The organism is Mesorhizobium sp. M0217, assembly GCF_040321955.1.
In the GTDB taxonomy this organism is placed as follows: domain Bacteria; phylum Pseudomonadota; class Alphaproteobacteria; order Rhizobiales; family Rhizobiaceae; genus Mesorhizobium.
In genome coordinates, this window is sequence record NZ_JAMYSN010000028.1 from 14,910 (window position 1) to 34,087 (window position 19,178).

General features: G+C 59.0%; 17 protein-coding genes and 5 pseudogenes. 15 read left to right on the forward strand and 7 right to left on the reverse strand.

Annotated features, from left to right (window positions below):
• The first annotated feature begins 197 nt into the window (after window positions 1-197).
• The 5 genes from NKJ18_RS28040 to NKJ18_RS28060 all read left to right on the forward strand — a co-directional run bounded on the left by NKJ18_RS28040 (window position 198) and on the right by NKJ18_RS28060 (window position 4,728).
• A complete protein-coding gene (locus NKJ18_RS28040; RefSeq protein ID WP_352760820.1) occupies window positions 198-833 on the forward strand; it encodes a universal stress protein in 636 nt (211 codons plus the stop codon).
• A 1,329-nt stretch (window positions 834-2,162) separates the two neighbouring features.
• Window positions 2,163-3,332, forward strand: coding sequence for a TlpA disulfide reductase family protein (locus NKJ18_RS28045; protein WP_352760822.1), 1,170 nt, complete (start codon window positions 2,163-2,165; stop codon window positions 3,330-3,332).
• Between the two features lie 447 nt (window positions 3,333-3,779).
• On the forward strand, window positions 3,780-4,145 hold the full coding sequence (locus NKJ18_RS28050; RefSeq protein ID WP_352760824.1) for a CCE_0567 family metalloprotein: 366 nt from the start codon (window positions 3,780-3,782) through the stop codon (window positions 4,143-4,145).
• Window positions 4,142-4,459 (forward strand): ferredoxin III, nif-specific, encoded by a 318-nt coding sequence (fdxB, locus tag NKJ18_RS28055; protein ID WP_352760826.1) that lies wholly within the window; start codon window positions 4,142-4,144, stop codon window positions 4,457-4,459. The genes NKJ18_RS28050 and fdxB overlap by 4 nt, the downstream gene beginning before the upstream one ends.
• 125 nt (window positions 4,460-4,584) lie before the next feature.
• Window positions 4,585-4,728, forward strand: coding sequence for an exopolysaccharide production repressor protein (locus NKJ18_RS28060; RefSeq protein ID WP_352760904.1), 144 nt, complete (start codon window positions 4,585-4,587; stop codon window positions 4,726-4,728).
• A 204-nt stretch (window positions 4,729-4,932) separates the two neighbouring features.
• Here NKJ18_RS28060 and NKJ18_RS28065 read toward each other — a convergent pair.
• Window positions 4,933-5,142, reverse strand: a pseudogene (locus NKJ18_RS28065) (leucine zipper domain-containing protein); the annotation flags it as partial.
• A 718-nt stretch (window positions 5,143-5,860) separates the two neighbouring features.
• Between NKJ18_RS28065 and NKJ18_RS28070 the strand changes: the two are divergent.
• From NKJ18_RS28070 to NKJ18_RS33075, 5 genes and pseudogenes are all read left to right on the forward strand, one after another.
• Window positions 5,861-6,640, forward strand: a pseudogene (locus tag NKJ18_RS28070) (Mu transposase domain-containing protein); the annotation flags it as partial.
• A gap of 107 nt (window positions 6,641-6,747) precedes the next feature.
• Window positions 6,748-7,140: an ATP-binding protein gene (locus NKJ18_RS28075; protein ID WP_352760829.1), complete on the forward strand. Its 393-nt coding sequence runs from the start codon at window positions 6,748-6,750 to the stop codon at window positions 7,138-7,140.
• 124 nt (window positions 7,141-7,264) lie between these two features.
• Complete coding sequence (locus NKJ18_RS28080) at window positions 7,265-7,786, forward strand: DUF5372 family protein (RefSeq protein ID WP_352760832.1); 522 nt, start codon at window positions 7,265-7,267, stop codon at window positions 7,784-7,786.
• On the forward strand, window positions 7,780-8,850 hold the full coding sequence (locus tag NKJ18_RS28085; RefSeq protein WP_352760835.1) for a recombinase family protein: 1,071 nt from the start codon (window positions 7,780-7,782) through the stop codon (window positions 8,848-8,850). The genes NKJ18_RS28080 and NKJ18_RS28085 overlap by 7 nt, the downstream gene beginning before the upstream one ends.
• Window positions 8,834-8,878 (forward strand): annotated as a pseudogene (locus NKJ18_RS33075) (hypothetical protein); the annotation flags it as partial. The gene NKJ18_RS28085 and the pseudogene NKJ18_RS33075, both read left to right, overlap by 17 nt.
• Before the next feature lie 36 nt (window positions 8,879-8,914).
• On the opposite strand, the gene NKJ18_RS28090 reads toward NKJ18_RS33075, so the two are convergent.
• On the reverse strand, window positions 8,915-9,043 hold the full coding sequence (locus NKJ18_RS28090) for a hypothetical protein (protein WP_352760910.1): 129 nt from the start codon (window positions 9,041-9,043) through the stop codon (window positions 8,915-8,917).
• A 94-nt stretch (window positions 9,044-9,137) separates the two neighbouring features.
• On the opposite strand from NKJ18_RS28090, the gene NKJ18_RS28095 reads away from it, so the two are divergent.
• A complete protein-coding gene (locus tag NKJ18_RS28095; protein WP_352760838.1) occupies window positions 9,138-9,899 on the forward strand; it encodes a hypothetical protein in 762 nt (253 codons plus the stop codon).
• A 387-nt stretch (window positions 9,900-10,286) separates the two neighbouring features.
• Window positions 10,287-10,601 carry a hypothetical protein gene (locus NKJ18_RS28105; protein WP_352760912.1) on the forward strand — a complete coding sequence of 105 codons (315 nt, stop codon included), beginning with the start codon at window positions 10,287-10,289 and terminating at the stop codon, window positions 10,599-10,601.
• On the opposite strand, the gene NKJ18_RS28110 is transcribed toward NKJ18_RS28105, so the two are convergent.
• From NKJ18_RS28110 to NKJ18_RS28130, 5 genes and pseudogenes are all read right to left on the reverse strand, one after another.
• Window positions 10,591-11,799 (reverse strand): M24 family metallopeptidase, encoded by a 1,209-nt coding sequence (locus NKJ18_RS28110; protein WP_352760840.1) that lies wholly within the window; start codon window positions 11,797-11,799, stop codon window positions 10,591-10,593. The genes NKJ18_RS28105 and NKJ18_RS28110 overlap by 11 nt on opposite strands.
• A gap of 1,068 nt (window positions 11,800-12,867) precedes the next feature.
• Complete coding sequence (locus tag NKJ18_RS28115) at window positions 12,868-12,993, reverse strand: hypothetical protein (RefSeq protein WP_352760842.1); 126 nt, start codon at window positions 12,991-12,993, stop codon at window positions 12,868-12,870.
• A gap of 141 nt (window positions 12,994-13,134) precedes the next feature.
• A complete protein-coding gene (ectB, locus tag NKJ18_RS28120; protein ID WP_352760845.1) occupies window positions 13,135-14,463 on the reverse strand; it encodes a diaminobutyrate--2-oxoglutarate transaminase in 1,329 nt (442 codons plus the stop codon).
• A gap of 62 nt (window positions 14,464-14,525) precedes the next feature.
• Window positions 14,526-15,053 carry a diaminobutyrate acetyltransferase gene (gene ectA, locus NKJ18_RS28125; protein ID WP_352760847.1) on the reverse strand — a complete coding sequence of 176 codons (528 nt, stop codon included), beginning with the start codon at window positions 15,051-15,053 and terminating at the stop codon, window positions 14,526-14,528.
• Between the two features lie 232 nt (window positions 15,054-15,285).
• A pseudogene (locus NKJ18_RS28130) lies at window positions 15,286-16,033 on the reverse strand (transposase).
• Between the two features lie 708 nt (window positions 16,034-16,741).
• Between NKJ18_RS28130 and NKJ18_RS28135 the strand changes: the two are divergent.
• From NKJ18_RS28135 to NKJ18_RS28145, 3 genes and pseudogenes are all read left to right on the forward strand, one after another.
• The gene (locus NKJ18_RS28135) at window positions 16,742-16,924 is read left to right on the forward strand and encodes a hypothetical protein (RefSeq protein WP_352760850.1); all 183 of its coding nucleotides are present in this window, start codon (window positions 16,742-16,744) and stop codon (window positions 16,922-16,924) included.
• 28 nt (window positions 16,925-16,952) lie between these two features.
• Window positions 16,953-18,211: pseudogene (locus NKJ18_RS28140) on the forward strand (diaminobutyrate--2-oxoglutarate transaminase).
• Window positions 18,201-19,043 carry a 2OG-Fe(II)-dependent halogenase WelO5 family protein gene (locus tag NKJ18_RS28145; RefSeq protein ID WP_352760852.1) on the forward strand — a complete coding sequence of 281 codons (843 nt, stop codon included), beginning with the start codon at window positions 18,201-18,203 and terminating at the stop codon, window positions 19,041-19,043. The pseudogene NKJ18_RS28140 and the gene NKJ18_RS28145 overlap by 11 nt, the downstream one beginning before the upstream one ends.
• Window positions 19,044-19,178: the final 135 nt, after the last annotated feature.

The following is a 19,178-nucleotide window of genomic DNA, read 5'->3' on the forward strand; positions in this document are numbered from 1 at the left end:
ATCAGAACAGCTGCAAGCTTGTGCGCCGAAGTCGGCGCACATTTGTCCGTCCTGATTTTGTCGCCTCTGCCTCTCGTTATGTCACCTCCGCCGCTAAGCGAGGGCATCTCCGAGTGGCCTGAACAACGCGCGCACGCCATTGCCGCACTGGAAAAACGGTACAGGCAAATCGAGAGATTTTCACATGACACGGTCAGTTGGAAAAAACATCCAGGGAAATTCAGAAACAGCTGAGAGCCATGTGGCTTTGCTATGACGTCGATACCCACTACTGCGATCAGGCCAGCGTCGGTGACGCGGTGCGACAGCGGGCGCTCTGCAACGACCTGACAATCGTCGGCCCCGCACTTCTCAACGACATTAATCTCGGACCCCTTGTTATCAACGGCAGCCTGTTCGATACCGGAAAGCCGGTGCTTGTCGTGCCGGAGGGCGCTGAGGCGACTCTATCGCCACGGCGCGTGCTGGTCGGCTGGGATTCGCGAGTCGAGGCGTCCCGTTCGGTTCGGGAAGCGCTGGATCTGCTAGCCGGTGCTGAGGAAGTTCGTGTCGCATTAGTCGATCCGGAGGCGACCTGCACCGGAAACGGTACCGAGCCGGGAGCCGACATCGCCGCCTATCTCACTCGGCACGGTGCTTGGGTGTCGATTGACCGGCTGGCGAGCGCCGGCAAACCAGTGGCCACGGTGCTCGCGCAGCACGCAATCGACACGTCTGCCGACATGATAGTCATGGGCGCTTATGGCAACCGCAGGCTACGTGAGCGACTCTTCGGCGGCGTGACGAGGTGGATAGTTGGGAAGCCGTCATTGCCGCTGTTTTTGGCCCGCTGACCGGTTCTGAAGTAGCACCGATGCTAAGCTCTACTCCGCTGATCACCTACCCTGATACCAAGTCGGAGCAAGGTCGCCGCAAACGAGCAGGTTTCGCGAAGCTCATGAGCAACTTGCAAGCGCCGTCGCGAAGAACATTCCCCGGACGCCTCTAACGCGCTCGGTGTCTGCTCGCCGAGACAACCCGTAACGCGCAGACAAACGGCCGGGCAGAAGCCCAGACGTCCTCAATGCGCTCAAAACACCAATACTCGAGCCGGCGTCAGGTCGAGAAAGAGAGTCGTTTCAGCGCGGCAGGCCGCGTTCGGACCGTAGCCTCATCGTATTAGCGTTATCACGATTTCCCTCACCACTGGCCGGGAGCTGAACACCGCAACCACCGTGTAGTGGCCAAGGCACCGACCTTCGAGTCGGGACTGTCGGGCTCTTGCCGGCGTCGGCGGGACTCGATCGCATTAATCACGTTGTCGTCGTCAGAGATGGTAGCGGGTTAGCGGGGAGGACGGCCGCATCTTCAGCGTTTTTAGTCGGTCCGGCCCGACCCGCGTGGCGACCGAGCGGCCATTGGGGTTGGTCAGTTCCGACAACGCACACATTCGCACCAGGCGGTCCCTGTAGCGCCTGAACACAGGGAACACAGAAGATAACGACACAAAGCAGGAATCCCGCAGAGTTCACCGGCCGGCATATGCCGGCACTCATCCTGACCTTTTCGCGACGAATCGACTATCTGATGATGGCGTATTCATGAGCTCAGCTGAACCGGCTTCGTCGTGAGAACTCCTATGCCGCCAGCGCAGGAAGTCAATCGCAAGGCGGGCGAGGGGGCACAGGCCGCGCTCGGATGGAGCGGCCCCTCGCAGATGGCGAGATCCGCTAACGCCTCCGGACCAGAACGGCAAGAAGCTCAAGCCAGTGGCTTGAAGCGGACGACGAGCCTGGCGGCAGCCAACGCAGCCATGATGTCCATCTGCTCGGTCCCTCAGCCCGAATACATGTGGAGTCGTCCGGGCCACGCTTTCGTGCCGGCCCGAAGCGCCAGATGCGTGTCCAAAACCGGACAGCGGCAGAAAACATGTCGGCTTCAATACAACCGGCCATCTTGGGATTTGGAGGCTTTTTCTAGCGATTCATGCGCTTACTGCCCGCTGAGGCGCTGGCACGGCCTTTGCGGATTGTGATGCGGCAACACTGCGTGAAAGCTGACTGCACGCAGACGCGCGAGACGAGCGATGCTCTCCTTTTCCTGCCCGTGTGCCCCCCTCGCTAAAGAGGGGAACAAGCTCGCGCATAAAGTCGCAACCTGTGGCAACAGCTTTGGAAAGCAGCATGGTATTGCAGATGAAGTCACCGGCTCCTCCGATCAAAGTGGACACCTGGCTGCGTGGCGAGCCCCTGACGAACTTCCAACCCGGCAAAGTGTATATCGTCGAATTTTGGGCAACTTGGTGCGAAGTATCTGCGGCGGAGATGCTCGAGCTGATGCAGCTACAGGAGAAATACAAGGACAGCGGACTTGAGGTCGTCGGGATCGCGGCTGATGAAGACGCTCCAACGGCCGTCGAGGCTCGAACCCAGTTGGACGCGTGGTTGGCCGAAAAGTGCCCGGATCTGAATCATCGGATTGCGTTCGACGTCACAGGCGAAATGAAGAAGCTTTGGAGGGAACCCAGCTTTTGCGTCGGGATTCCGGCCTCGTTCGTAGTCGACCGAGACGGTTGCATCGCCTTTATCGGTCATCCGAGCCAACTCGGTGAGGTTTTGCCGAAAGTGTTCAATGGCAGCTGGCCTACCAGCAACAAAGCGAAAGCCGCCGATCAGCAGCGGATCGCCACAAGCGAACCCCTGGCGCGCGAACAAGCGCTGAAGAAGCCGATCGATGACAGGTTCTGGGCGGCGGTGAACCTGGAAGATTGGAAGACGGCGCTCTGGGCGATCGAAGAGGGCATCGCCTTGATGCCGGACGACCTCAATTTCCGCCTAGCCCATGCACATCTGTTGCTTCACAAAATACAAGACATGTGGACCGGCTTGCCCGTGATGCGCCAGTTGGTTCGCGACGCGATCGACAAAAATTCCGAGGATTGGATGGTTTCGGCGCTAGACCAACTTTTCCACCCGGCTAATGACCATTCGCGCCTTCCCCCTGCTGAGCGCTTGGCGATGGGCAAGGACCTGTCCGAACACATCCTGGCGCTGAATCCCCCGCAAGGCGACAGCCTTAAGTTCCGGTCCTATCCCGCGGTCGCCCGGTACTATCACGAGAACGGCAACAATGATCGCGCGATCGAGTTGGTCGAACTGGCCCTGACGTCGCTGGACGGTCCGGAGCCTATCCCGGCCGAACTGAAAGAGCAGCATCTGCCGGATTTGCTGCAGGCCCTCGCCAAGTACAGGGGTGGGAAGGTTTGTTACGGCTCTCTCTTTGCGGTTCCGCAAAACAATTTTCCGAAGGTGCCAAAGCGCGGTCGGCCGAGGAGGATAGGTAAAAAAGGGTAATTGGTCGAAATGGCTTACTGGGCAATTCGTCCATTTCCCTGGCGTGACCGCAGCAGGAGGATCTATGCAGCACTTGGTCGATCGTCGGCAGCAGGATCGAGGCTCGAAACTTCATGGCCTCCGGCCGGATTGCGGCGGAAGTGATGTTCGACGCGAATTCACGTGGCAGACTTCGCAGTCAAGGACGTGGTCAAGGTCGGCCAGAGGGATATCGATTGCGTGACATCAGCCGCGCCGAGCCGGGCGTCGGCTGCGCAAGTGTGCCCGAAGTAGGCACCCCAGAAAACAGACATCGTGCTTCGACGAAGAGGACTGAAATGAGGAGAAGGCGAAATGTCTAGTGCTGCGGCTGCGGTCGGCCTTGCTGTCAACGTGGACGAGGCAGTCCTTGCCACCCGTTCGTCAAACGCTTCGTGCGGCTGAATCGTGCTCAGGATCTCTACGTTCATGGGAAGGCATATCGGACGCACGCTGCTGGCCGACTGCATCGTCACCAAAAAACAGCGCCGTGCGATCCCTGTCATCGGAGATCCCGATCAGGACGTGCGGTGGAGGGACATGTTTTACAGCGCCGTGGGGCTTGCGACCGAGGAGCGCTCCGGCCCGCCAATCATGGAGATGAAACTCATGGGGCTTCGGACGATTGCTTGTCACGGCGGGGCGGTTGGTCGCTCTGTCGAGACATCCGACCTTGCAGAAGATCTTCCGGGAAAATGGACGGGGACAGAGGAAGTTGCCGAGGAAACGTCGGCCGTTTTTGCCGAGTTGGATGGTGCCAAGAGAGAGCTCGCCACAATGAAGAAGTTTCGATGAGGAGCACATTCACCACCCGCGACGGCTCCGGATGGATGCCGGAATATCTCACCGCTATAGACGGCACGACCTGCATCGGCTGCGGCCGCTGTTTCAAGGTCTGCTCTCGCGAGGTCATGCATCTTTACGGCGTCGATGACGCGGGTGAAATCCTCGGCGCCTCCGACGGCGAAGACGACGATTTCGACGGCGAGCTCAATCGCATGATCATGGCCGTCGACCATGCCGGCCGCTGCATTGGCTGCGGAGGCTGCGCCCGCGTCTGCCCGAAAAGCTGCCAGACCCATGTTGCGGCCGACCAGGTCGCAGCATGATGTGAGGAGAAAAAACCAGGAGAACGCCGTTGCCCTTCAGTATCTTTTGTCGCGTCCTGGGGCTGGTGCTGTGCAGCACCGCACTGACTGTCTACTTCGCTTCTCATTCCATCGGCACAGTAGTCATGACGACGCTGGCTTGTTCGCTGCTCCTTCAGTTGGCGTATTTCGTAAGCGTGCTTTTTCTGATCTGGGATAGCCGAGCTGGCCAAAGGGCTGAGCATTTCGGCAGTTGCAAAAGAAGGCGGGTATCAGACGCCAGACCATGATTAGGTGAGGAATGAATTTTCCCAAGTGCGTCAGCTCGGTCCGATGGACGGCGTATCGCTGCTCCGGATAGAAAGTCGCCAGGCGACGCATGAGATCCAGCGTCTCTTCATCGGCTCGAACCCTCGCCGGTCTTGAGTGAGGCAGGGGGCACGTCCATGTCGGTCAGCGCGCCACCCTTCCAGCGCAAGGTGAGAAGCGCCGCCGGCCTGTGGCATACGAGCAGGTCGCGAGGAACGATCGATCATGCATTTGCTGCCCTCGGCCTTGTAGCGCTCGACCCAGCGCGCCACGATCTTGGCCGACACGCCGTAGGTGCGCGCCGCATCGGCTTGGGAAAGACGCCCCTCAATGACCGACAGCGCCATCTCCTCTCGACGCAGCGGCGTGAGACGGGCATTCTTGTGAATGTTCAATCGGACCCTCCGTTGAGTGCTGCAGCTTGGTAACTCCAGTCTCCTCGGTCCGGTCCGAATGGACAACCCTCTGAAAGCTCACATCTAGGGGGCGGGCGAGTTCCTCCTTCGCAGCCTCGAGATCTACAAGGCGCTGCTCCCAGTCGGGCTCGATCCCGCGGGTGACGAGCCTGTTGTCCGGGTCGACGGCGAGTTAGCGGGGCTGTCCTCGCAGGCCGCCGGTTCGACGCGAAGGAGCGCCGCTTCGGTGTCGGCCTCATCCCCGCAGCATCGAACGCGCGATCGCTCGAAAAAAAGTGAGCCGTATGCGCACTCCAGTGCTACCGCACAGCTGCAAGGATTTCTACGCGACGCTGCGCGCCGCCGTCCAGTGCGGTCAAGCTGCGCCAAGGAGATGGGCGCCTTCGTTTTCACGGCCTTTGGCAAGACTGGTGGCGGCCGGAATACCGCGCACGACATCAGGGCGCTTGCCGCCGATTTCCCGCGAATCTGGACGACGGGCGCACCGGTGCCGTCCAAGCGCAAGTATGCTTGGCCTTCTCATCGAAGACGTGACGCTGCTGATCGACGAGCAGGTCAACATCCATATCCGTTGGCGCGCCGGGCCCACGCAGAGCCTGTCGGTGACCAGACCACGGCCTATGTCGGTATACGCAAGACGCCGGCACAGGTCGTGGCGTTGGTCAACGAGCTACTGGCGACCGCCAACGACCGGCAGATCGCGGAGCGCCAGGCGGACTGGTTCGAGGGGTGGAAGGAGCCTTCCTTCGCTCCGGCGGGGTTCCGACGGAAGTACTGTTCGATAATCCGAAGGCACTGGTCGAACATCATGATGCGGCGACGCGGAAGGTGCGGTTCAATGTGCGGCTGCACGCCTTTGCCGCTATTGGGGATTTACGCCACCGGCTTGTGCGCCCGACCAGGCTCGTACGAAGGGGAAGGACGAACGCGGGTCTGCTATGTCAAGCGCAGTGCGATTGCCGGCCGCCGGAAGAATTGGGCGGCGTTCGAGGCACATCTGGGACGGCAGACGCGCGAGATTGCCGATCAGCGCGTGGCTCCTGCGGAGCGCTTTTGCCGAACAGGCCGTGGCGCTTCGCCCTCTGGGCGGACGGGCCGTTCGGGCAGCTGCGGGATCTATTGGTCGACGATGCGACTGCAGCCATTGAAGCCGTACCGGCCTCGCGAGCTTAGTGCGCGAGGTCCAGGCGGACTGCGCAATCGACCTGGACACGAACAGTTACTCGGTTCCCTGGCGGCTGATCGGGGAGAGCGTTCAGGTTGTGGTGCTGGGCGGCCGCGTTATCGTGCGTCATGGAGGCGAGGCGGTGGCGATCATGCCTTGTGCGGCGTCGCCAACGGAGTTGTCGAGCGCGCGCATCTTGCCGGCGTGGTTGGCGCTGCTGCGCCCGTACGATCGGCGCAGGCGGATATCGTTGCGGCTTCCGCTCTGTTGCGGCCACTGGCCGAATATGAGGCACTGGTGGGAGCGAGCTAGATGACGGCGGTCGATCACGAGATGCTGGTGGCTCAGCTCGACCGGCTGAATATGGCCGCGATCCGGATCAGCTCGATACGCTGCTGGACGAAGCGGCGCGTTCGCAAATGACCTTGCGCGAGGCTTTCGCCTTCCTGGTGACGCGCGAGATCGCACGGCGCATCTCCATCGCAGGCAAGATTGCGCAGTTCCCGTTTGTGTGCGAACTCGATGGCTTCGACTTCGACGCGCACCGTCGCTGGGTCAAGCGGCAAATCCGGGAACTGGCGACCTGCCGCTGGATTGCCCATGGCGACACGGTCCTCTTCCTTGGATCTCCAGATACGGGCAAGACACATCTGGCGGTGGCTCTCGGGCGCGAGGCGATCCGGAAGAACCATAGCGTCCAGTTCGTCACGGCGGCCACGCTCGTGGCCATCCTGGCCAAGGCCCATGAAGACGGTTCACTCGGAAAAGCAGCTGACGACCCTGTCGCGGCCGAAACTGTTGATCATCGATGAGCTCGGCTATCTCCTTCGAAGCCAATGCCGCGCATCTGTTGTTCCAGCTGGTGTCGCGGCGTTATGTGGCGAGGATCGATCCTGATCACCTCCAACCGCTCGGTGGGCGAATGGGGCAGCGTGTTTGGCGAACCAAACATCAGAGGCTGCCGCCATTCTCGACCGGGTGGTGTCTCATTTGACGGTGATCGACCCGCGTCAAGGCCTTGCGGGCCAGCGTCTGGAGCTGGTTTCGTCCCGTTCTGCGCGCGGTCCGGCTTTCGTCGTTGTTCGACTGCCTGACGGACGCGGCCGTTCAATTCGGCGTTCGGTGACCGACCTTGCAGCGGCGTCACCGGAAGAACAGGGCGTGTCGAAATCGTTGGCCTGCATCAACGTCCGAACGCTGCTCACATTGCTGCACCATTTGAACAGCACCTTGGCCTCCCGTATCGAGGAGGTGATTCGCGATGAACATACAGTCGAATCTGTACCGCGTAGCGTCCCAGACCCTCACCGAACTTCCCAATCCGGGCATGACGACACTCCCGAGCCTTTGGCTCAACTTGCCGGGGGAGACGCAGAAGCAGATCGCGCAGAGCCTCGCGCGACTTCTCTTGCGGATGCGATCGACGGGCGCGCCGACAGCGGCGGATCGGCATGTTGAGAGCATCGAATAGACCGGACAAGTACGTCACTGCTGCGCATCGCGGTAAGCTCGCTTACATTTACGTCCGCCAGTCCTCCGTGAACCAGGTGCGGCATCATCAGGAAAGCACGGAACTGCAATACCGCCTCCTCTTTCGCGCGGTCGCTCTCGGCTGGCGGCATGAACGTGTGCACGTCATTGACGAAGATCTTGGCAAATCCGGAGCCGGGACCATCGAGCGGATGGGCTTCAAGAAGCTGATCGCCGAGATCGGATTGGGGAATGCCGGGCTGGTCATCAGTCTCGATGCCTCCCGCCTTGCTCGCAACAACCGCGATTGGCATCAGCTCCTCGATTTGTGCTCGCTCTTCGGCGTCATCATTGCCGATGGTGAACGTCTCTACGATCCCTGCGCCTACAATGATCGCCTGTTGCTCGGTTTGTCCGGCATCATGAGCGAAGCGGAGTTGCACCAGATCAAGCGGCGCCTCCATCAGGGCGAGCGTCAGAAGGCGGCACGCGGCGAGCTACGCCTTCCTGTTCCCGCCGGACTGGCGCATGGTCGCTCCGGCGAGATCATTCTCAATCCCGATGAGCAGGTGCAGGCGAGGCTCGGCCTCGTCTTCGCCAAATTCCGCGAGCTTCACAGTGCACGGGCCGTGATGCGCTACCTGCGAAAGAACGATTTGCCGCTGCCCGTGCGTCCCGTGCTCGGCCCAGCACCGCACGATGTGGTGTGGCGCGAGGCCGACAGTTCACGGGTTCTCAGCATTCTTCAAAATCCTGCCTATGCTGGAGCGTATGTCTATGGCCGGAGGCGGATGGAAGGCGGGCGGATTCGCCATGGCGTTTATCGCCCGAGGACTACCAAGGTCCCCATCGCCGACTGGGAGGTTTGCCTTCAGGCTGCTCATCCTGGTTATATCGGCTGGGAGGAGTTCATGGAGAACCAGAGGCGACTGGAAAAACAACATCAACCGCTACGAAGCCAGCCATTCGGGCGTGCCGCGCAAGGGAGCGGCACTGCTGCAGGGCATCGCCGTTTGTGGGCGGTGCGGTCGCCGGATGAGCCTGCGCTATAGCGGTCCCGCCGGCGACTATCCCGTCTACACGTGTCGCGCCGACCGTGATCAGGAGGGCGGGCCGCTATGCCAGGAAGGGCGTGCGCTGCCTGTTGATGCGCACGTCGAAAGCGTCCTGCTCGAGGCCTTGACGCCGGACAAGATCGCCATCGCCCTCGCCGCCCTGGGCCAGATCGAAGAAGAGACGCGTCAACTTGAGCGGCAGTGGGCGCTGCGGCGCGAGCGGGCTCGTTATGAGGCGGAAAGAGCACGGCGCCAATATGATGCGGTCGAGCCGGAACCGCTTGGTGGCGCGTTCGCTGGAGCGCGTCTGGGAAGAGAAGCTGCGCGCCGCCGAGGCGATCGAACAGGATTACGAACGCTGGCGACATGACGAGCCGCTGGTCTTGAGCACCGACCGCCAAGCGCTTCAAAAGCTGGGCGAAGATCTGCCCGGCATCTGGCACTCGCCTTCGACAACGGCGGCCGAGCGCAAGGGCATCCTGCGCCTCATCGTCTGCGAGGTCATCCTCGACCAGAAGCGCTTCCAGGGCCAGGTCTGGTTCAAGATCCTGTGGCAGACGGGGGCGACAAGCGAGCACTCTCTCCAGAGGCAGGTCCACACCTATAGCGACTACATCGATCTGGAGCGGCTGCGCAGCCGAGTGATCGAACTCAACGTCGCGGGCGAAATGGACAAGGAGATCGCCGCGACGCTGAACGCGGAAGGCTTTGTCGCAGCGCGCGGCCACGCGTTCAAAGGTGAGAATGTCTGGCTTCTGCGGACACGTTGGGGCACCCCACTGTCAAGATCAACGGGACGAGCGCCGATCCCGACCGCTGGCCAGATGGAACCTACTCTGTTCAAGGGGCGGCCGCCGCCCTGGACGTCACACAACAAACCGTCTTCGACTACCTCGCCCGCGGCTGGATCGAGGGACGCCAGCTCACGAAGGGGCAGCCGTGGCAAAAGAACTCTCGGACAACCAGATCAACACGCTGCAAGCGCGGATCGTACGTACCAGGCGATCAAGGAAGAAGGCATCATGAAAACTTCGCTGATCCCGTGATGGCAACCGCGATCCTTGATCGCGCCTGCTTCACCACTCGACAAGTGATCACCCTCCGCGGTGACAGCTACCAGCTTCGCGAAAGCGTCGTTCCGGTCAATTGCAGAAGGCCGGGACGACACGAGACCAACGAAACTGCAAAACAATGGAGGGGGTCAGTTCTTCGTTTCGCCCAGGGGTCAAATCCTCGCTTCGCTGACATCCGGTCGCGGCGGACAGCGCGCTGCCGCTCTCTACAGCTGGCGCCAACATGAACAATGTCGACCCGCAGGTCTGGCTCGCCAACGTCCTCGCCCGACTACCCGCCTATCCGGCCGTCGGATCGATGATTCGCTGCCTGGAATTGGAGATCCGCAAAACTGCGGACCCAACCAGCGCGGCCTGGTCATGCAGCGCAACAAGGTGCATCACGTCTCCACCGTCGGACGTGTCGCCAGGGACCTCGGCGTCAGCGAAGACCTCATCCAGGAACTGACCCTCGGTCTCGAGCCCGAGGATGGCGTCATCTGCGTGTATGGTGCCAAAGGTGACGGTGGGATCTTGGCCTTCACCGATGGGAAGGCACCGAAGAGATCAAAAACCTCCTCGAAGAATATCATCGCGTCTCCCCATCGAAAGCTCGACCAGAATCGCGGTGCTCAGGTCCTCATGGCCACCAGATACGCACGTCTGTACTGCTCGTGCGCCGCATCTATGTATTGAAGAGCCGGTACGAACGGCTGTGGGAGAGCGGCACCTGGAAAATCTTGCGCGGCATATTGGTCAAGACCTCGACGCCGGAATCCGTAACGCGAATCGACTCGCTAATCACGTAGCCAAAGTCTTCCTCGATCCAGTTGCCCAACATCAGGTGGAAGGTCATGTTAGGCTTCAACTCCGTGAAATCGCCATCCCTGAGGCTAGCGGTTGGCTCTAGCCAGCCGATTCCCAGCGCGTAACCACAGCGGGACTCCTTTTTAAGTCCATGCTTCTCGATCGAGCGATAGAACGCGTTGGCGACATCACTGCAGGTCTTTCCGGGACGGACTGCCGCAAGTGCGGCTTCCAGACCTGCAACCTGGATATCATGAACGCGCCGCAGCTGATCCGATGGCGCACCGATGGAGTAGGTGCGCATAATTCCGGCACTATAGCCATGGCGAGTGCCCCCAAGCTCGAGATTGATATGCGAACCATGCCGAAAAATATCTTCACGCCACGTGAGGTGAGCTGTTCCTGTCAACGGCGAAGAACACATATTGATCTGCTCGACGGCAGTCCCGGCCTTTCCGTTTGCGCCGCGGATTAAGGCCGCAAAGATTTCGGCAGCGGCGTCCGCCTCACGCACGCCCGGACGTATCACCTCAGCAGCACGCAGGATCGCCGCATCTGCTATTGCCGCGGCTTCGCGCATCTTTTCAATTTCAAGGTCGGACTTGATCAGGCGGATCCATGTGATGGCTAAGCTGCAGTCAACGATCAAGGCATTGGGCAATCGCCTTTGGAATTTCTCCGCAGCTTGCGCTGGAAGGCTGCTGGCCTCAATCCCTATTCCACGGTGCGTTAGGCCAATTTCTTCAAGATAGTTGATAATCACGTCATAGCCGTCTTTCTCAGAACTGGCGATAACTGTTTCGGGGTAAGAGATGATCTTTTCACGTCCCATAAAACACTGGTAAATCGCCGCTATTGCATCTAATGGACGGAGAATGAACGCCGGCTCTTCTTCCTGCGCCGAAACTACCAGCCCCTGCGGTACGTAGGCAGAGAGCGCAGTGTAGCCACTAAGATAAGTTATATTGTGTTGGTCCGTGACAACAAGGGCACCGATCTCGCGCCGTTTCATCTCCTCCTTAACTAGGGCGAGCCGCCGCAAGTATTCGCTTCTTGGGAACGCCTGCGGTCCTTGAGGGACAGTCATGAGTTTGGCTCCAATTATCCGCCTTGAAAGGCTTGGTGCGATTTCGGTCGTGGGGCGACAGCTGCAGCGCATTGTCATCTAGCAGCTGATTTTTTTACCAGCCGAACCCAACCTCCGGAATTGAAGGAACATGGGCGGGTAAGGGCTGTCAAATGCGGTTTATATATCAGCATCATCTGGAAACGAGATTGCTGAGGCTCTCGACAGGCTACTTTGGTCAACTGGCGCATATTCTTCATCACTAGGTCGGCGCGCCAAGCCAGACGCCGCGCCTGACGGCGTTCTCACCTTCGCCGAGGTCACTGCGCTCGACCGGATCGACGCGTCCCGAACGCGGCCGCGCCTCCAACAGCCCAGCTCTCTGCTTACCTGCTGCAAATCGCTATGCTTGGCGGCTATCTCGCTCGCAACCATGATCCGCCTCACGGCAAAGTGGTCGTCTGGCGCGACATAACCCGATTTACGACATCACCTTCGGCATCTCCATTGGATCAAGCGATCAAGCCGACGATAGGGCAATCGAAAGCTTCACCGGATGCATACCGGACCATCGAACCATCCGTCCTCGTCGCACGTGACCGAGGTGGCGGGTATGGCGAGGCGATCGCCACGGCCTTGCCGCATGCCGATCAGGCGGCCGATTGCTGACACCTGATGGAAAACGTCAGACGCGCCTTTCTCGACACGGGCAGCAAAAGTTCCGTCAGTTCCGAAAGGCAGCAGCCAGGGTCACACGAGGGGAAGATGAGCCGTAAGATGCAGCTGTGAATCTTCGATCAGGGTGCCGTGAAGCGCCCTAACCGCGTCATCCAAGTACGATTCATCTACAATGAAGACTATATCTACGTTGCGCATGAGTTGATGTACTCCCAGGACCTCTATGCACCTTATGAATTATTGCTTCCTTGGCACCTGTGAGCACGGCGATTCGAGCTAATGTGACCTCGGTGTAGCCACGGCCAAAGAGTCGCACCAACCCACCCGGGCATAAGCTGTAGCCCGTGACGATGGGTAGTTTCTTGCGGAGATCGATTGCGGATAGCGCTCTCTCAATCCCCTCGTCGAGCCTCATTTAGCTTCTTCGCGCCAGCCCGTCATGTCCACAAACATCGCCTCCACGCCGAGTGCCCTGAGCAGCAGAACCGTGTTGTGGGCGCTGTGAGCTTCGCCCTGCGCGGCCAGAATCTCGCGCACGGTATTCAGATGCTCTTCGCGCCTGAAGTGACCATACGAGCAGAGCCGCTGTAGATCCAAAAGGCAGCGGCGCACTCCTTCAATGCGCGTCCCCAGCTCGACGTCTCGACACGTCGGGCTGTCAGTTTCTCCTCATTGAAATCACTGACGATCATGATTCGCCTCTGACGCTGCCGAGTTCACTGTGCTGCCGATCACGCTTTCGATAGCGCCCTCGAGGATGTCGAGGCCTTGGGTAAGCTGGTCCTCCCCAATGACGAGAGGTGGCAGACATTTCACCACCTCGTCATGGGGACCAGCGGTTTCGACAATGAGGCCCTTCTGGAAGGCGGTTTTGACGACCCGACCGGCGATCTCGCCGGATTTCAGATCGATCCCCCGCATCATGCCACGCCCCTTGGTTGACATTCGCCCTGGATCGTATTTGCGCGCGATCTGATCGAGGCGGCGTTTCAGCAGATATCCATTCTCCCCGACCGACGCCGCAAAGGTATCCGTCCGCCAGAAATGCTCCAGGGCTGCGCGGGCCGTGACGAACGCATGGCAGTTGCCGCGGAACGTTCCATTGTGCTCTCCCGGCTCCCATCTGTCGAGTTGTCGATCAATAAGGACCAGGGCCATTGGCAGTCCATAGCCCGATATCGATTTGGCCATTGTGACGATGTCCGGGCGAAGCCCGGCTGCTTCGAAGCTGAAGAATGCATCGGTCCGGCCAACGCCCGCCTGAATGTCGTCGACGATAAGCAGAGCTCCATGTCTGTGCGCAATGGCTGCTATTTTGCGCAGCCATGCCGTCCCGGCGACATTCAGGCCGCCTTCGCCCTGAACTGTCTCGACAATCACCGCCGCCGGGGCGTCCACGCCGCTGGAGGGATCCGAGAGCAGGTGATCAAGGTAGTCGGCGGTATCTACACTGGACCCAAGATAGCCGTCATAGGGTAGCCTGGTCACGCCGCCGAGCAGCTGGCCGGCAGCGCGGTGGTATCGGTTGCCGGTGCAGGAGAGAGCGCCAAGGCTCACGCCATGAAAGCCGTTGGTGAATGCTATGATGTTGGGCCGACCAGTGATTTTGCGCGCCAGCTTGAGGGCAGCCTCGACCGCATTGGTGCCGGTCGGACCGGGAAACTGTACGACGTAGTCTAATTGTCGGGGCCTAAGGATCGTCTCGTGGAATTCCCGCAGAAAGGACTCCTTCGCTTCGTTATACAGATCAAGGCCATGGGTAATGCCGTCACTCGCAATGTAGTCTGCGAGCGCGGACTTCAGCTCAGGCGGGTTATGCCCATAGTTTAGACTTGAGCAGCCCATCAGAAAATCGAGATAGGCTGTCCCATCACGAGCAAACAGCTGAGCCCCTCGTGCCTTGGCGAAAACGACGGGAAAGCTGCGAGCGTAGCTGCGCACTTCGGACTCCAGATGGTTGAAGATCGCAAATTCCTTGCCTGCTTCTGGTTTGGCTCGGTCAGTCATCGTTGCTTCTCCATTCGAATATTGACTTGGCAGATCATCGGAATGTCTGTGTAGCTAAGGAGTTAGATAGGGCCGATTGCGATCATGTACTCGCAATCAAGCCGCCCCTTAAAATGGGCTTGGCGATCGAACCAGAAAGCTTGCCGGATAGGTGCGCCCTGGTCCCGAGCCACGGCAGCAAAAGCAATCCGGAGGCTGTATTGCTGAAGCGTCACCGTGACGTTGATGTGCGTCACGCCGTCGCCAGATCGTCTATTCAGGGCTGATACGATCAGTCCCTTACCGAGCCCGGTGTTGCGTACCTTCGGATGCACAGCAATCTGCCAAACGACGAGCGTCGATGGGTGGCTCGGTCGCCGGTAGGCTGCCAGACAACCAACCACCTTACGAGCTCGCTGCGCGAGCACGAAGGTGTCGGCGAAATCACTGCAAAGCAGGAGCTCGCAATACAGCGAGTTGCGGTCTAATTGCGGGCAGAGCGCGATGAGATCCCATACATCGGCTGCATGAATCTCCGTCGGTCTTCGGAATGTCACCCTGTCCAACTGGCCGTCGGACCGAAACGAGAACCTCTGACTATTATGGACCATCGGAGCCTTCCAGCGAACACTATCACCGCCTCTCGACCGGCGAAGCCAACCACTTGCTTGACCAGATTCCCATCAACAGCCGCGAAGATCTATGCTTCCAAGTCTCTTCGACCCGAGACCTGCCGCAGACTGGAAGATATCATTCGCCGAAATGATAGGGATTAATGTTTTGTTAAATCCTGTTGGAACACGCCCAGCTGAACCAATGCCGGGATGGTGGATCTCGGCACCTTTAGTCGATGGTCGGCGGCAAGATGCGTCTACCACGACTTGATGTGGTTCTCGGCCGCGCCACGCCCCGGCAGTAGACATCCTCGTAGAGCGCCTTGGCCTTCCGACCGGCAAGGTTGGTGACGACGAAGCGGGTATCGGCACCTTGGGCGCCGACCTCGACCCGCGCGATGATGCGCTCCAAGGGCTCCAACTGGCGGCGCCGTCAACGAACTCCTGCGGACCTTGCCCGTCTTCGCCGCTTCGAAGCGCGCCTCGTGCTGGTCTCCAAATCCGCGACATGCTTGCGCAGGGTAGTGGTGGGCGCCACGCCGAGGATGAAGTCGACATCTTTAGCGCGGCACCAGTCGATGAACTGCGGGCTGCAATAATGGCTATCGCCGCGGATCAGGATTCGCGTGTTCGGCCAATTGCTCCGGATCCCGCACCAGGCGGCGCAGGTGAGCGCGGATCTCAGCCCCACTCGGCCGCTTGGCCAGTCGCAGGATCGCGCTGACGAACCGTCCCGGACCATCGAACACTACGATCGGCTGGAAGCCGTACTCGTCATGGTGGGCATTGAACAGGCGAAGCTGTTGGCCTCCGTGCACAGCGTCGAAGGTGTCGTCAATGTCGAGTACAATCCGCTTCGGCACCTGCCGGAACGAGGCGCAATAGAGATCGACCATCGCCCGCCTCATCGCCACCAGCTCCCGTAGGCCGGGCAGGTTCTCCAGCCGGCACAGCGTCGATTGCGACGCCCTCCTCATAGCCGGCGGCGATCATCTTGATGCGAAAGCCGATCATGTCCGCCAGCCTGTGGACGACGTAGTCCGGGCAGCGCGGCTCGTTGATGCAACGCGCCACCGCACCCGCTTTTCCACCTCGGCCAAAGCCAGAACGCCGCTGTTGGACGACAGCATGCCGCCGCGAAACGGGTGACGACGGACTTGCCGCCGACTGATGACAAACCGCTCAGCGGCAGCGCAAGATCATCCAGGGTGGGTGTGGTCTTCGGGAAATGGTTCGGGTCGGCTTGAGGAAAGGATTTATCATTTCAACACGCGACATCCACTAACCGTCGATAACCGCAGTCCTTGAACGCCTGCTCTATCATTCGACACCGGTGAGCATCCACGGTGAAAGCTTTCGGCTTCGCGAATAGAGTCGTGCCGGCCTATTGCAGAGCACGGTAACGTGCTTGAGAAGGAAACCGCGACCGCTTGTTTTATATGGCCCATTTTGCCCGCAAGCTGGGTGATGCATCTGTGCAATTTTGGTGTCACCGATAGTATTACATGAAAAACCGTTTGCACAGTAGTCAAAAAAGCTTAATACAGCATCGAAAAAGCAATATAAACGGATAAAAAATTAAATATAAAAACTGTTGACTATCGGGGCGATATAGAAGAATTGATTAGCGACTAAACGGCATATCATCGCACTCTGCACGCCGCTGGAAGGAATTAGAAAACCACATGTGGAAAATAAAACTCCGGAACTATGCAAAAAAAGTTTCGTTATTTGTTTTGGTTTCGGCATTTGTTCCGGCGCCGGCAGTGAAACGCTTGCGCTCAACATTTCTTGGCGGTGCTGCTCAATCGGTCGAGACCGGCGGTCGTGCTCCCGATGCAAAAGACGGTCAACCACTCGCCCGCTGACGAGACGCCTACGTACCAGGGTCCTGAAATGAATATCGACGTTTTCACGGCTCATGAGTCTAAGGTTCGTCGCTACGGACGATCGTTTCCTACTGCTGTTAAAAGGGCCCTTAGAGCGACGATTTGGGACGAGGCCGGTAACCCACATATCGATTTTCTCGTAGGATCCGGTGCCCTGAACTATGGGCACAACAATCTGAATATTATCGCGCCAGCGATTGAATATCTCGTCGGCGGCAACATCCTTCTATCACTCCGCATGTATACGGCTGCGAAGTGGGAATTCATCGAAGTGTTTGTGGATTCGACCCTGAAGCCCAGGAGGGTTTCTTACAAGATGCAATTTCCTGGCCCGACCGGCACAAACCCTAACGAAGCGGCGCTTGCCCTCGCGCGAAAATATACTGGCCGCTCGAGCGTCATGGCCTTCACGAATGTATTCCATGGTATGTCGCTCGCCTCTCTGGCGGTCTCGGGCTCGGCGTCGACCAGGGAACTAGTCTGCGTTGCTCGCCACGATGTGATCCGTGTCCCTTATGACGGATGCCCGAACCAAGATTTCGATTCCGCGAGTTACATAGACTCCGTTTTAGGCCACTCACGGAGCGGCATTGAAAAGCCCGCCGCAATCATTCTGGAGACCATACAGGCAGAAAGCGGCATGAACGCCGCATCGGCAGCTTGGCAAACGGAAATCCAGCGCATTGCCGCAAACACGGTGTTGTTTTGATCGTCGACGACATCCAGGCCGGTGCGGGCCGAACGGGCGAGTTCTTCTCATTCGAGTTCGCGAAGATCAATCCCGACATAGTATGCCTTTCGAAGTGCCTAAGCGGGTCAGGTAGTCCGTTCTCAATTGTTCTAATTTGCCCCGCCTCGGATTTTTGGAATCCCGGAGAACATAGCGGCAATTTCAGAGGCGATAATCTCGCCTCCGTGACTGCAGGGGCGACGTGCAAGATGTTGTCCGACGGACAGTTTACTACAGGTGTCGAGCAGACAAGCGCCAAACTGCAAAGACACCTAGATAGCCTTGTCGCGAAATTCCTCAGTGCATTGAACAAAAGCGTGGCCGCGGTGTCTGATGGCCGGGCTCAAGTGCCGTTCACAGGCTGTTGGAGGCCGGGTGCACGATGTCGCGTTCGAAAATGGCCTGCTGATCGAATCTTCAGGACCAAATCGCGACGGATCAAAGTCCTGTCACCGATAACCATCACCGACGACGAACTCGATCATGGCGTCGCCATCCTAGATCACGCACTAAAGGAGCAAGCCAATGGGCACTAACCAAGGATCTCGAGCGCCTGCCATCTCGCGTCTTACAATCATAGAACGAACCGGCACAATCAGCACTGCGGAAATCGTCTCAGTCCTGAAAGGTGAAATCACAGCTCTGCACATCAAGCAAGCTTTCAGTACGGAAATAGCGGAAGAAATCACCGCAAACTTTGTGGGCAGTCCCGGTCTCAAGGAGCGTGAAGATGGCGTCCCCGGACAATATGTAGGCGCATCCCACTACAGGAAGGATGCAGCCAGCTATTTCGCAGAATCGGAAACTGCGCGACCATACGTCGACGCCCTTTTCGGCAATTTGGTTGATCCAGTGCGAGCACTATTCGACGCGTTGAAGCGCGAGCTTCACAAGCAGGGCATTGAATTGAGACTTGCTCGCTCGGCGCACGGTCAGGCCAATGTCTGTCGCGCTCTCAGTTGGTCTGACGGGGGGACGTATGCTCTCGAACCCCACGACGATGTCGCTCAAGTGCTGTGTGCCGGGAACGATTACGAGCTTTCTGCCGTGGCGATAAACATCGTTGCAGCACTCAACTTTTATCCCAGCATGGCCGAGGAGGGTGGCAATCTGCGACTCTGGTATCACAAGCCGACAGTCACCGACCGAAAGTCGCAAGGGGTGGAGATCACGGGATACCCCTATTCGGCAGCCTATCTTGAAGACGTTCCTTGTCGCGAATTCCAGCTCAAGGCTGGGGACGTCGCACTGATCGATGGCGGTTTCGTTCATGGCGTTACCAGGCAATCAGGGAATGGAAGACGTCGGCTGGTGCTAAACAGCTTCTTCGGATTTGCCCGCCCGGATCTTGTCCTCTGGTGGACCTGAAGTGGATTTGGAAGCGACGACCTCCGCCCGCAGTTAAGGCGTCAACATCTTTCCTAACAGGTCCGCGACGGCGCGCGCGGGCGCCTCTTCAATGTCGATCTGGTGAGCTAAGTCGGCTATGTCTTCGGCTTCGAC